This window comes from Paenibacillus sp. FSL R7-0216, from assembly GCF_037969915.1.
Lineage (GTDB): Bacteria > Bacillota > Bacilli > Paenibacillales > Paenibacillaceae > Fontibacillus > Fontibacillus rhizolycopersici.
This window is the reverse complement of record NZ_CP150222.1, coordinates 399124-413063: the sequence shown is the minus strand read 5'-3', so window position 1 is coordinate 413063 and position 13940 is coordinate 399124. Positions and strand designations below refer to the sequence as shown.

11 protein-coding genes are annotated in these 13940 nt (G+C 56.5%); 7 read left to right on the top strand and 4 right to left on the bottom strand.

What is annotated here, in order from left to right; all coding sequences use genetic code 11:
- Positions 1–19: 19 nt before the first annotated feature.
- The 3 genes from MKZ15_RS01840 (at position 20) to MKZ15_RS01830 (ending at position 4386) form a co-directional block, all read left to right on the top strand.
- Positions 20–1774 carry an ABC transporter ATP-binding protein gene (locus MKZ15_RS01840; RefSeq protein WP_339819378.1) on the top strand — a complete coding sequence of 585 codons (1755 nt, stop codon included), beginning with the start codon at positions 20–22 and terminating at the stop codon, positions 1772–1774.
- Positions 1764–3599: an ABC transporter ATP-binding protein gene (locus MKZ15_RS01835; protein ID WP_339822251.1), complete on the top strand. Its 1836-nt coding sequence runs from the start codon at positions 1764–1766 to the stop codon at positions 3597–3599. The genes MKZ15_RS01840 and MKZ15_RS01835 overlap by 11 nt, the downstream gene beginning before the upstream one ends.
- Before the next feature lie 118 nt (positions 3600–3717).
- A complete protein-coding gene (locus MKZ15_RS01830; RefSeq protein WP_155606863.1) occupies positions 3718–4386 on the top strand; it encodes an SGNH/GDSL hydrolase family protein in 669 nt (222 codons plus the stop codon).
- A gap of 58 nt (positions 4387–4444) precedes the next feature.
- Here the strand turns inward: MKZ15_RS01830 and MKZ15_RS01825 are convergent, their stop codons facing one another.
- Positions 4445–4657: a DUF378 domain-containing protein gene (locus MKZ15_RS01825; protein ID WP_155606864.1), complete on the bottom strand. Its 213-nt coding sequence runs from the start codon at positions 4655–4657 to the stop codon at positions 4445–4447.
- Between the two features lie 201 nt (positions 4658–4858).
- Here MKZ15_RS01825 and MKZ15_RS01820 point away from each other — a divergent pair, with 201 nt between their 5' ends.
- A complete protein-coding gene (locus tag MKZ15_RS01820; protein WP_339819375.1) occupies positions 4859–5452 on the top strand; it encodes a hypothetical protein in 594 nt (197 codons plus the stop codon).
- A gap of 120 nt (positions 5453–5572) precedes the next feature.
- On the top strand, positions 5573–6562 hold the full coding sequence (locus MKZ15_RS01815) for an arginine deiminase family protein (RefSeq protein ID WP_339819372.1): 990 nt from the start codon (positions 5573–5575) through the stop codon (positions 6560–6562).
- 52 nt (positions 6563–6614) lie between these two features.
- Here the strand turns inward: MKZ15_RS01815 and MKZ15_RS01810 are convergent, their stop codons facing one another.
- Entirely contained in the window at positions 6615–6803 is a 189-nt protein-coding gene (locus tag MKZ15_RS01810; RefSeq protein WP_155606867.1) for a hypothetical protein, read from the bottom strand.
- Between the two features lie 205 nt (positions 6804–7008).
- Between MKZ15_RS01810 and MKZ15_RS01805 the strand changes: the two genes are divergently transcribed.
- Positions 7009–7920, top strand: a complete 912-nt coding sequence (locus tag MKZ15_RS01805) for a helix-turn-helix domain-containing protein (RefSeq protein ID WP_339819369.1) — start codon at positions 7009–7011, stop codon at positions 7918–7920.
- Between the two features lie 57 nt (positions 7921–7977).
- Here the strand turns inward: MKZ15_RS01805 and pflA are convergent, their stop codons facing one another.
- Positions 7978–8718, bottom strand: coding sequence for a pyruvate formate-lyase-activating protein (pflA, locus tag MKZ15_RS01800; protein WP_339819367.1), 741 nt, complete (start codon positions 8716–8718; stop codon positions 7978–7980).
- A gap of 14 nt (positions 8719–8732) precedes the next feature.
- Positions 8733–10961, bottom strand: coding sequence for a formate C-acetyltransferase (gene pflB / locus MKZ15_RS01795; RefSeq protein ID WP_339819364.1), 2229 nt, complete (start codon positions 10959–10961; stop codon positions 8733–8735).
- Positions 10962–11191: 230 nt separating this feature from the next.
- On the opposite strand from pflB, the gene adhE reads away from it, so the two are divergent.
- Positions 11192–13819 (top strand): bifunctional acetaldehyde-CoA/alcohol dehydrogenase, encoded by a 2628-nt coding sequence (adhE, locus tag MKZ15_RS01790; protein WP_339819362.1) that lies wholly within the window; start codon positions 11192–11194, stop codon positions 13817–13819.
- Positions 13820–13940: the final 121 nt, after the last annotated feature.

Here is a 13940-nt window from a genome sequence, read left to right as displayed (position 1 = left end):
GGAGAGGACGGGATGCCCGATGCGGGGAAAAACCTTGCTGCTTGGCCACATCAAGTCGCATATACCGCTGTACTTGACAGCAGTGTTGTGCCTGACGGCCGCCAATGTGACGTATTCGTATTTTCCGAAGGTACTGGGGGATTTCACGGACCACCTCCAGCAAAGCGGGCTGACGAGAGGTGGAGTAGGCCGGTACGCGCTGACTCTGGCTGCCATCGCCGTCGTCTACGGCCTATGCTTCGGAATCGGGCAGTACATCAACCATCGCCTGGGCCGGATGTTTGAATTTCGTGCCCGGAGCCAGCTGTTCCGGCATTTTACTCAATTAAGCGAAGCGTTCTTCTCGAAACACGGGATCGGCAAGCTGCTCAGCTACGTGATGAATGACGTCACCGGCGTGAGGGAGTCGATCGCCAACGGGTTGAACCAAATGACCAATGCGTCGGTGTTGTTGATCTCCGTCATTACGATGATGACGGTCAGCGATATTCCGGCGCTTTTGATCGTGGTTTGCGTCTTGCCGCTGCTCGCCATTCCGTTTATCGTGATCGGGTTCGGCCCTAAAATCCGCGATAACTCGCGGAAAGTGCAAGAGTCGCTGGCGGCAATGACCGAAGCGGCGGAAGAGCAGTTTGAGGGAATCAAAGTGACGAAAAGCTTCGCGATCGAAGAAATCGCCCGCGAAAGGTTTGGGCAAACGGTCGACCGCATCCTGGGCAGCCAGTTGTCGCTGGTGCGTATGAGCTCGCTGTTCCAGGTGCTGCTGCCGTTTACCGGTGCAATATCGATGGCCGTAGCCATCGCCTACGGCGGCCTGCTCGTCGCGCGCGGCGAGCTGTCGCTCGGCAATTTCGTTGCCTTAACGTTGTACTTGCGGATGATCATGAACCCGCTTCGGCTGATCGGCAACGTCATCAACTTCATGCAGCGCTCACGGGCTTCGCTGGATCGGCTGAACCGGCTGCTGTCCGTGAAGCCGGACATCCGCGACGAAGACGGGGCCCTGCCGATGCCGGAAGATCTGCAAAGTCTTTGCATCGACATCCGCGGATTGACGTTCACCTATCCAGACGCCGTACGCGAGTCGTTGCGGGACATCCGTCTCCGGTTGCAGCCCGGAGAAACGCTGGGCGTCGTAGGCCGGACCGGCAGCGGGAAAACCACGCTCGTCAAGCTGTTGCTGCGGGTATACGATCCGCCTCGCGGCACGGTCTTCATCGGCGGCCGCGACATCCGATGCCTCACGCTGGAGAGTCTGCGCACCCGCATCGCTTATGTACCACAGGACGGCTTCCTGTTCAGCACAACGCTTCGCGACAACATCGCCTTCTTCGACCGGACGTCAGAGCTGGGCCAAGTCGAGGAGGCCGCTAGGTTGGCCGATCTCTATGACAACGTCGCCGGCTTCCCGAAACGGTTCGACACCGAGCTCGGCGAACGCGGCCTGACGTTGTCCGGCGGCCAGCGCCAGCGGACCAGCCTGGCCCGAGGGCTCATTAAGGACGCTCCGATTCTGCTGCTGGACGACAGCGTTAGTGCGGTCGACGCCGTGACGGAGACGCGAATCCTATCGCGTTTGCGCGAGGCCCGAAAGGGGAAGACCACCCTGATCATCGCCCACCGCATCAGCGCCGTCAAACATGCCGACCGCATTCTCGTATTGGAGGGCGGGCGGATCGCCGAAGAAGGAACACACGAGCAGTTGCTTCAAGCCGGGGGCTTGTACGCGAGAATGCATCACCTCCAGGAAGGAGGCGATAGCGATGCCGTCTAAACCGGAAACCGCGGATAGCCGCAAAAAGTACGAGGTTACCCCAGAGCAGCGGCGGAAGGCATTTACGGCTTTGCTCGGTTATGCGAAACCGCATCGAAAAGCTTTTCTCGCCGTATTCGGCTTTGCCTTCCTGGCGATTTCCGCCGACTTGCTGCAGCCGTTCCTGATCAAATATGCCATCGATGAGAAGGTGCTATTTGGCGCCCACGGCCCAAGCATCCTGCTTGGCCTGGCCCTGGCCTACCTCCTGCTTGAGGCGGTCAGCGGCGTCTTCTCCTATTGGCAAGCCAATCTGCTGCAACGGGCCGGGCAAAGCATTGTCGCCTTGCTGCGCAAGGACCTGTTTAAGCAGATTACGAGGCAGTCGATGTCCTTCTTCGACCGCAACTCGGCCGGCGGTCTTGTTACGAATGAATCGAGTGACACGGAAACGATCAACCAGTTCTTCACCCAAGTGCTGCTGAGCTTAGTGCGCGACGGATTATCGCTCATCCTGGTTGTCGTATTCATGTTCGCGCTGGACGTCCAGTTGGCTTTATATTGTCTGGTTCTCTTTCCGATCATTACCGTGATTGCCATCGCCTTTCGCAAGTATTTGCGCACCAGCTACCAGCGGGCCCGCTCCTTGCTGTCCCGGCTCATCGCATTTACCGCCGAGAATCTGAGCGGCATGAGCCTGATTCAATCGTTCCATCAAGAGGGGGAGCAGTCTTCCCGCTTCAGGGAGCGGAACACCGCGTATCTGCGGGCCAATCTGCGGGAAGTGCGGGCGACGGTGCTGTTCAACCGCTCTTTCGATATTCTCGGCAATTTATCGGTGGCCTTCGTGGTCTGGATCGGCGGCTTCGCGGTGCTGGGTCACCGCATCGAGTTCGGTGTGCTGTACGCCTTCATCAGCTACATCCGCCAGTTCTTCCAGCCGATCAACCAAATCACCCAGCAGTGGAACACGCTGCAATCGACGATCGTGTCGGTGGACCGGCTGTGGCGGATCTTCGCCGCCGAACCGGAAGTCCAGGACCCTGCGCCGGAGAGGGCCAAGAAGTTGCCAACCCGGACCGTGCGCGGGCGGATCGATTTCAATCACATCCGCTTCTCGTACACGGACGGACAGGAGGTGCTGCACAACCTCGACCTCCACGTACGGGAAGGCGAGTTCATCGGCATCGTCGGCACGACCGGAGCAGGCAAGAGCTCCCTGGTGAACCTGCTGACGCGGTTCTATGACGTGGACGAGGGCAGCGTCGAAATCGACGGCACGGACATCCGTCGCCTGCCGCAAGCCTCGCTGCATCGCATCGTCGGACTGGTACAGCAGGACCCGTTCCTGTTCGCCGGGTCGATCATCGACAACGTCCGCCTCTTCCGCGAAGACATCCCCCGCGAAGAGGTGATCCGAGCCTGTCGGCGCATCGGTGCCGATGCCATGATCGCGCGGCTGAAGGACGGCTACGACACCCGGCTGTCCAACCGGGGCAGCGGGCTGTCCGCCGGGGAGCGCCAGCTGATCTCCTTCGCGCGGATCCTGGCCTTCCGGCCGAACATCCTCATTCTCGACGAGGCGACGGCCAACCTGGATTCGCAGACGGAGCAGCTGATCCAGAACGCGCTGAACGTGGTATCCACCGGACGGACGACGCTGGTCATCGCGCACCGGCTGTCCACCGTTCTGCATGCCGACCGCATCCTCGTCATCCAGGATGGCCGCATCACGGAACAAGGCACGCACGAAGCGCTGCTTGCCCGCGACGGTTACTATGCGGAGCTGGTACGCCACTCGCGGCAAAGCCGCGCGGAGCCGCAGAAGCTGGCGCAGCGGCGATAATAAGAACTGGAGGGCTGGCCCGTTCAATCGGGCCGGCCCTCTTTTGGATAAACTGCACCTCCCCACCTCGTTCGCAATACTATGGTTGTAAAGTCTATCTTGGGTGGGTGACCTGCAGATGATATACACCGCGCTGGGGGATTCCATTACGTTTGGCGACAATGCTTCCTCGCCGAAGTTGGCATATCCTCATTTAACCGTAACGGCTTATAATCGTTCAAACCCCCGTACCATTAAGGGTTATGTATTAGCTCGGTCCGGTTGGACCAGCAGCAATTTACTGGATGCCGTCCTGTGGCAGGGCTCGGAGATGATCAAGCGCTCTTCCGTCGTCTCGGTCTGGATCGGCGGCGTGGACTTGGCGAATGCGGCCATTACTCCGCTTGTGAATGGCGGTCCGTTTCCGAATATGGCAATGCTCGTGCAGTTTCGCCGGAATCTGAACGCCATCCTGGGGCAAATCCGGAAGACCAGTTCAGCCCGGATCGTATGCTGCACGCAGTACAATCCGTTTCCGAACAGCTCGATTGCGGTTGAGTGGATCGGCCGCCTGAACCAAACGACCCAAGGCATCGCCGCCGCATACGACGCCAAAATCGCCCCGGCGCATAAGTGGTTCGAGGGCAAACAGGCGGAGCTGATCGATGGTTACCGGGAAGGGCAACTGGAGGACATCCTTGGCGGGACGCTTCCGATTCATCCAAACGACCGAGGCCACCGGGTCATTGCGAACGGGCTTTCGCCCTATCTTTTTCCCAAATCAAACGTCTCTTCGAAAAAAAAATAAACCGGGACGCGTATTCCGCATCCCGGACTTGTTGCATACCCGCACGGACTCCTCCGGCCTATCTGGCGACTTCGTCTTCCGTGACGTCGTTGAAGAATTTAAACGCGTAGATGGCGCAAATGCCAACGATGGTATAGATTACTCGCGATAGGGTCGCGTCTTGGCCGCCAAAAATGCTTGCCACCAAGTCGTATTGAAAGAGCCCTACCAATAGCCAGTTTAACCCGCCCACAATCAGTAAAGTGAGCGCTACAACGTTCAACGTTTTCATTCCGGGCCAACTCCTCGGTCGAAAAATTTTTATTCATTAGTTAAATTTCCATGTTGCCCAAAATTTATGCAGGCCCCGGCAAATATCACAAATCGTCCAAAAAACTAAGGAACAAGCACAGGCAGCACGCCAAAATCCGAGTAAGATATATCGAGCAAAACGTCTACCCGAAAAAATCTCAAATACTGAGGTGATCCTAGCATGGCAAGTTCGGCAAACATTCGCAATCGAGCGAAGCAGCTGAAAGGCCAGCCGGTTCGCGTTCTTATGCACGATGGGCGTTCTTATATCGGATGGATCGCCGGGCTGGATTCGAGCGGCCTGCTCCTCTCCGTGCCCCCGCGCGGCAAGAAGAAGTCGAAGAAAAAGGCGGCAGCACGCAGCAAAAAAGCCCGGGTATCGGCCTTCCAGCCGCTATTCGGCGGAGGTATACCCGGATATCCCGGTACAAGTGCCGGCATCCGGCCCCCGGTTGCTGGCTGGGGCTTTGGCGGTGGGCCGGGGTTTGGTTACGGCTCCTTTAACGGAAATCCGGGAAGACCGGGAGCCTATGGCTTTGCTGGAGGCCCGGGGCCGGGAAGACCAGGATTCACCGGCTTTGGCGGCCCAAGCGGAAGTTCCGGCGGACCGGAGGGGCAGGCTCCGGAAGGCGAATCGCCGGAAAGGCCTCGCCGGGCTGGAATTTTCGGTATGGTGCAAAAGGTGCAGAAATACATGCCCTTGATGAAAATGGGCTACAACGCCATCAAATCGATCATTCCCTTGTTTAACGGCATCAAAGCCTTGATGGTCTAAACGGTAAGGCAGTCTTCCCTTGGGAGGCTGCCTGTTTTTTCGCGAGGTTCAATGGGAAGGATGGCATTAAGGGCTATCAAGGACTATCCCTTATCCTCAGATTCGGAAAGGAGCACCCGCATGTCGTCTTCTTACCCTTATTTATCGCGAAAAATGGTCGATACCCCGTTTCATGATCCGGAACTCCTGGAGGCGGTCTGGAAATCCCGCTGGGGCACCGAGAATCCGATCGGCCCGATTCGCCTGGTGCTCATGCACGCACCGGGGGAGGAGGTATTGCAGCTGCATGACTCGGCCGGCGCGATTGAATCCGGCCCCGTTCTGCTTCAACATATCCGGGGGAAGCTTAGCAAAAACAACGGCACCGCAGCCCCAAAGCTCAAGCGATTGCAAGCTCAGCATCAAGCGTTGGCCGCCGCCCTGGAGAAGGAGGGCGTTCGTATCCTCTGGCTGGATAAGCCGGACAAGCCCTGGCCGGAAACGATGTATACCCGCGACTTAGGGATGGTCATTCCCGGGGGCGTTATTTTGTCTCGCCTTGCGTTATACGTCCGATATGGGGAAACGCCGCTGGCCGCCCGTACCCTCGGTGCGGCCGGCGTACCGATCCTCGGCATGATTCAAGGCAACGGCTTTGCCGAGGGCGGCAGCTTTATCATGCTGGACCCGCAAACGGCGGTCCTTGGCCGGTCGGAACGGGTGAATACCGAGGGAATTGATCAGGTGCGTCATCTTCTTTCGCTACAGCAGATCGACCTCATCGTCATCGACCTCCCCGCCTCGATCATCCATCTGGACGAGGCGTTTCTGGTGGTCGATCGCCGCAAAGCACTCGTGAATATCGCGTTGCTCCCGTATTGGTTCCTGGACGAACTGCATCGACGCGGTTTCGAGCTGCTGCACGTGGATCCCCGCGATCCGACCTTAACCATCAACGGTTTAGCGTTGGCCCCCGGGAAAGTGCTGTTTTCCGCGGACGGGAAGCATACCATCGACCTGCTCTCCAGCCACGGTATTCAGGTCATTCCCGTCGAAATCTCCGAAATCGCCAAGATGGGCGGCGGTATCCATTGCTGTACCCTGCCGCTGATTCGGGAACCCTTGCTATGAATCGAGTCGGGGATAAACAAAAAAAGAGACGCAGGGCGCGTCTCTTTCTTACCTACTTACGGCGGTTCTTCGCGAACCGGGTATACACAATCAAGGCGGCAAGCATCATCGCCACAAACCCGATGTTCCCCGCAGCTTCAGGCGTCATTCCAAACAAGATGCAAAGGTTGGTGACCAGGCCATTCGTCAGCAGCGCGATTAAAATCAAAAATATCGGACGCCACAAGTTATATCCTCTCATTCAGCGACACTCCCGCTCTCTTCATAATCGAACCTATGATTTCATATTAGAAGCATTTTAACATAACTAGAGAGCGTTTGCATTTTCGCATGGGAGGTACCGGCGTCAACCGAGTCGAAAATAGAAAGGGATCCGCGGGTTACCCCACAAAAACGCAACCGCGAACAGGTCAAAACCTCCCTTCGGGGATTAAGATGAGGTTGTTATGAGAACCAATACCAAGATCGACTGGCATCGAAAAGTTGAAGAAGCGATCATGCGCATTCTAGGTGCCTTGGATGAGCCGCTGAACTTCCGGCAAATCTCCAAAGAGCTCCATTCGTCGCCGTATCATTTCCACCGGAAGTTTCGCGAGTTGACCGGAGAGAACGTACATGAATGCCTAAAGCGGCTGCGTATGGAAAGGGCGATGCACCTCCTGCGGAATACCGATAGGGGGATCCTGGATATCGCGCTAGACTCCGGATATGAAACGCCGGAAGCGTTCACCAAGGCGTTCAAGCGCATCTTCGGACTGACTCCGACCGATGCCCGGAAGCTGCCGAGTTGGGAAGGCGCCGTATTCTCTTCCGTCGGCCTGCATTACAACGAAAGCCAGCCGTCCCATTGGTTCTACCTCAATCCTGAAGGAGTGAATCGATTGGAAACGAAAATCGTCGCTTTTGACGCCAAACGAATTGTGGGTGTGGAGAACGTAGGAGATTATTGGGGACTGCCCAAAGCCTGGGAGAAGCTCCACGCCGTCTTGAAAGAGCATCAACTGTACCCGCAAGCCCAAGAATGGATGTCGGTATTTCCTGACCATGCAGACCATATCCCGATGCCGGAGAAACGGTCTTATGCCGCCATCGCCGTGGGCGCAGACTTCCAGAATGAAGCCAACTATGGGTTGATGGAATACGTGATTCCGGCAGGCTTGTACGCGGTGACGGTCCACTTCGGCTCGTCCGAAGAAATCGGCCCGACCTGGGATCGCTGGATCCAGGAATGGCTCCCGGACAGCGGCTGGAGGGCCGATCCTACGCGGCCGAACTACGAGTGGTATCAGAACCAGTGCGTCCCGCCGGAACTGCAATTAACATTCTTGTGCACGCCGGTGATCAAGATCGAACAATAACTACAGAAATCCCCCTTAACATGTGTCGTTAAGGGGGATTTCTTAGGGTTCCCTCACTCACTCCGCGCCTAAAATTTCCTTTGCCCTCCGAATCGTCTCTTCATCCGGAGGTTTGGTGTGAAGGAGCGGGTATTCGATGCCCATTTGCTCATATTTATAAGTTCCCATCTCGTGATAGGGCAGGATTTCCACGCGTTCCACGTTGTTAAGGGTTTTGATGAATTCAGACAACTTGCGCAGGTCCGCTTCATCGTCGGACAGTCCCGGAACCAGAACGTGGCGGATCCAGACCGGCACCTTGGCGTCGGAGAGAAACCGGGCAAACTCGAGGATATGCGCGTTAGGTTTTCCCGTCAATTCCAGATGCTTCTGCGGATCGATCTGTTTCAAATCCAACAGTACGAGGTCAGTGTATCGCATCAATTGCTGCAGCGATTCAAAAAAGTGCGCTTGTTTCGTAAAGCAACCGCCGGAGGAATCGATGGCGGTGTGAACGCCCAACTCCTCCTTAAGCGTCCGAAATAAAGCCAGCAGAAAATCGACCTGCAGCAAAGGCTCTCCTCCGCTGACCGTGACGCCGCCCCCGGAGAAACGCATGAACGGAAGATAACCTCGGATCTCGTCGACCAGCTCCCGAACGTTCACGATACGCCCTTTACCGATCGCCCAGGTGTCCGGATTATGGCAGTATTGGCAGCGCAACAAGCAGCCCTGCAGGAAGATGACATAGCGGATACCCGGCCCGTCGACCATGCCGGACGTTTCAATGGAATGAATGCGGCCTTGCTGCTGCTCCATGGGCGTCTCCTCCGTCAGATTTTTTCGTGGAACGTTCGGTTGATGACGTCGAGCTGCTGTTCCCGCGTGAGTTTAATGAAGTTTACGGCGTATCCCGAGACGCGGATCGTCAATTGCGGATACTGCTCCGGATGCTCCATCGCATCCAGCAAGGTATTTTTGTCAAACACGTTGATGTTCAGATGGTGGCCGTCCTTCGCCGCATATCCGTCCAGGATCGCCGTCAGGTTGCGGACGCGTTCCTGCTCGCTTTTGCCCAAGGCGCCCGGCACGATCGAAAAGGTGTTGGAAATCCCGTCGAGCGCATACTCGTAAGGCAGCTTGGCTACCGAAGCCAAGGAAGCGATAGCGCCTTTCTTGTCACGGCCGTGCATCGGGTTCGCTCCCGGCGCAAAAGGCTCGCCTTGCTTCCGCCCATCCGGCGTATTGCCGGTCAATTTCCCGTAAACGACGTTCGATGTGATGGTCAGCACCGACATCGTCGTTCGGGATTGGCGATAGGTCTGGTGTTTTTTGAGCTTGCGCATAAAGCGTTTGACCAAATCCACCGCGATCTTGTCGGCTCGGTCATCGTTATTCCCGTAAGCCGGGTATTCCCCCTCCACGACGTAATCGACGGCGATCCCGTCCTCGTCGCGGACCGGCCGAACGGTGGCGTATTTGATGGCGCTCAGCGAGTCGACCGCCACCGATAAGCCGGCGATCCCGGTCGCCATGGTACGCATCGTCTCCTGATCGTGAAGCGCCATTTCCAACCGTTCGTAGCAGTATTTATCGTGCATGTAATGAATAACGTTCAGCGTATGGATGTACAGCTCGGCAAGCCACTCCATTACATGATCGAATGCGGCCATGACCTCGTCGTAATCCAGTTTGTCCGAGCGGATCGGCGGTATCGGCGGCGTCACCTGCACTTTCATTTTCTCGTCGACGCCGCCGTTGATCGCGTAAAGCAGCGCTTTGGCGAGATTCGCACGCGCGCCGAAAAACTGCATTTGCTTGCCGATCCGCATCGCGGAAACGCAACAAGCGATCCCGTAATCATCGCCGAAATGCGGCCGCATGAGATCGTCGTTCTCATACTGGATCGAGCTGGTCTGAATGGTCATGCGCGCGCAGTATTCCTTGAACTTCTGCGGCAGCCGGATGGACCATAACACGGTCAGGTTGGGCTCCGGCGACGGCCCCAAAGTTTGCAGCGTATGCAGGAAGCGGAACGTACTCTTGGTAACCAGCGGTCGCCCGTCCAGCCCCATGCCACCCAGCGACTCGGTTACCCAGGTCGGATCGCCGCTGAACAGCTGGTTATACTCCGGCGTTCTCGCAAATTTGACCATCCGCAATTTCAAGACGAAATGGTCGACCAGCTCCTGCGCTTCTTGCTCCGTAAGCCTTCCCGCTTTCAAATCGCGGGCGACATAGATGTCGAGAAACGTGGAGGTCCGGCCCAAGCTCATTGCCGCCCCGTTCTGCTCCTTGATCGCGGCCAAATACCCGAAATACAGCCACTGAAAGGCTTCCTGCGCGGTGGTGGCCGGCTTGGAAATATCGTAGCCGTAACTTGCGGCCATTTCGCGCAGTTCCCCAAGCGCGCGGATTTGCTCCGCGATCTCCTCGCGCGAGCGGATCACGTCTTCGCTCATCGGCCGCTCGTCGAAGAAGGAAAGCTCATCCTGCTTGTTTTTCACCAGAAAATCCGTGCCGTAAAGCGCAACCCTCCGGTAATCGCCGATGATGCGCCCGCGCCCGTACGCATCCGGAAGCCCCGTAATGACGCCGGATTTCCGCGCCAGCTTCATTGCCGGGGTATAGGCATCGAATACGCCTTGGTTATGGGTTTTCCGGAAAGTGGAGAAAATGCGCTCGATCTCCGGATCCAGCTTGAATCCGTACGATTCGCAGGCGCTTTCCGCCATCCGGATTCCGCCATAAGGCTGGAGCGCACGTTTGAACGGTTTGTCCGTTTGCAACCCCACGATCCGTTCTCTCTCTTTGTTCAAGTAACCGGGGCCGTGTGAAGTGATGCCGGATACGATCCGGGTATCCATATCCAGGACGCCGCCTCGTTCCCGCTCTTGTTTGGCCAGTTCCATAAATTGCTTCCAAAGCTCCTTCGTCGCTTCCGTGGCTTCCGTCAGAAAAGAATCGTCCCCCTCATACGGTTCATAATTGAGCTGAATGAACTGGCGAACGTCGACTTCTTCCTGCCAGGTTCCCGGTGAAAAGCCTTCCCAAGCCTGCATTCGTCGTTTCCTCCTTTTGCGTACTATCCTCATGATTGGGATGCGTATAGTATGGTCTGGCCGCATCGAGTTCAAGGAGGTTCATCAATGGTTTTTCTGGCGGATTCCGCCAATGGATGCAGGGGATAATAATGCGCCGTCCGGTAAAACTGTACTTGTTTATCTCAAAAAGGGTCTGGTATGTAATCAACCATAATTTTTCAATAGTTGGAAGACGAGGAGGGAAATGAATGGCGGCCAAACCAAGCCAAGCCGAAGAGAAGGATATAGTAACAGACAAGAAAACCGCCGCGTTGGAGGAAGTCAACCGTCTGGTTGCCCGCGCTAAGGCGGCCCAAGAGAAGTTCCTGCAAATGAATCAGGAGCAGGTCGACCGCGCGGTACAGGCGATGGCGCTCGCCGGATTGGACAAGCACATGCTGTTGGCCAAAATGGCCGTGGAGGAAACCGGACGCGGCGTTTATGAAGATAAAATCACGAAAAATATTTTTGCGACCGAATACATTTACCACAGCATCAAAAACGATAAAACCGTTGGCATCATCGAGGAAAATCCTTATGAAAATTATCAGCGCGTGGCCGAACCGGTCGGCATCATCGCCGGCGTAACGCCCGTAACCAACCCGACCTCCACCACGATGTTCAAAACGCTGATCGCCACGAAAACGCGGAACCCGATCATCTTTGCTTTCCATCCTTCCGCGCAAAAATGCAGCAGCGAATCGGCGAGAATTCTGCACGAAGCCGCCGTGGCCGCGGGTGCGCCGGAGCATTGCGTGCAGTGGATCGAACACCCGTCGCTGGATGCGACGCAGCTGTTGATGAACCATCCCGACGTGGCGCTCGTGCTAGCGACGGGCGGTTCCGCCATGGTCAAGGCGGCTTACAGCACCGGCAAACCGGCGTTAGGCGTCGGACCGGGGAATGTGCCTTGTTTTATCGAGAAAACGGCGGATCTCCGCCAAGCCGTTACCGACCTGATCCTGTCCAAAACGTTCGATAACGGCATGATTTGCGCTTCCGAGCAGTCCGTCATCATCGAAGAACCGGTGTACGACACGGTCCGCAAAATGATGATCGACAACGGCTGCTACTTCTTGAACAAGGCGGAAACCGAAGCCGTCTCGAGCTTGGTGATCACCGGGGAGCGTTGCGCCGTCAACGGCGTCATCGTCGGACAACCAGCCCATAAGATCGCCGAGATGGCCGGCTTGCAAGTGCCGAAACATACGAAGATTCTCGTTGCCGAGCTAAAAGGCGTAGGGACGGACCACCCTCTGTCCGCCGAAAAACTAAGCCCTGTGCTGGCCTGCTATAAGGTAAAAACGGCGGAGCAGGGCATCGATCGGGCGGCGGAGATCGTCACTTTCGGCGGGCTCGGTCACTCATCGGTCATCCATTCCAAGGATGAGAAAGTAATCGAAGCGTTTGCCGACCGCCTCAAAACTGGACGTGTCATCGTCAACTCCCCTTCGACGCATGGGGCGATCGGGGACATCTACAACACGAACTTGCCTTCGCTGACCCTGGGTTGCGGTTCGTACGGGCATAACTCGACCACATCCAACGTAACGGCGGTCAACTTGATCAACGTCAAACGCGTCGCCTATCGGACGGTGAACATGCAATGGTTCAAAATCCCGCCGAAGATTTATTTCGAAAAGGGGGCCACCCAATATCTTGAGAAAATGCCGGGCATCTCCAAGGTGCTGATCGTCACCGACGAAATGATGCTGAAGCTCGGCTACGTGGAGAAGGTTGAATACTACCTGCGGAAACGATCCAAGCCAGTGATGATCGAAATCTTCGCCGACGTCGAGCCGGATCCCTCGGTCGAAACGGTGGAACGCGGCACGCGCATGATGGAGAGCTTCAAGCCGGACTGCATCATTGCGCTCGGCGGCGGATCGCCAATGGACGCGGCCAAGGCGATGTGGCTGTTTTACGAATATCCAGACACCAGCTTCCATTCGCTCAAGCAGAAATTCCTGGATATCCGAAAACGGATCTATAAGTATCCGCGATTAGGGGAAAAAGCGACGTTCGTAGCCATCCCGACGACTTCGGGAACCGGCTCGGAAGTCACCTCGTTTGCCGTCATCACGGATAAGAAAGAAGGTCATACCAAATACCCGCTGGCCGACTATGAACTGACGCCGGACGTGGCGATCATCGATCCCGAGTTCGTCTTCTCCCTTCCGAAAACGGCGGTGGCTGACACCGGGATGGACGTGCTCACGCACGCGATCGAGGCTTACGTCTCCGTCATGGCCAGCGATTATACCGACGGCTTGGCGCTGCATGCCATCAAGCTCGTATTCCAGTACCTGGAACAGTCCTTCCATACGGGAGACCCGTTGGCACGGGAGAAGATGCACAATGCTTCAACGATTGCCGGCATGGCGTTCGCGAACGCTTTTCTCGGCATCAACCACAGCCTGGCGCATAAATGGGGCGGCGAATACCACACGGCACATGGCCGGACAAATGCAATCCTGATGCCGCACGTCATTCGGTATAATGCCCAGAAACCTTCCAAATTCGCCTCATTCCCGAAATACCGTTACTTCGTCGCCGACGAGCGGTACGCGGAAATCGCCCGAATGCTAGGGCTCAAGGCGGGAACGACCGAGGAAGGGGTCAACAGCTTGATCGAGGCCGTCCGCAAGTTGAATCAGTCGCTGGGCATTCCGGAGAAATTCCAGGATCTCGGTTTCGACCCGGCCGATTTCGAATCGAAGGTGGACTACCTGGCCGACCGGGCTTTCGAGGATCAGTGCACGACGGCCAATCCCCGGATGCCATTGGTTGAAGAACTCGCTGATATTTACCGGAACGCGTTTTACGGAAAGTTCTAATTTTCGGCACCCAGGCCCTCCTATGCTTACGGTTCTTCGAGTGAAGACCGACCTCGTAAGCTTGGAGGGCTTTTTGCTTGCAATGTCCACCCTTACGCCTCTAGGTAAACTTTGTCATAGA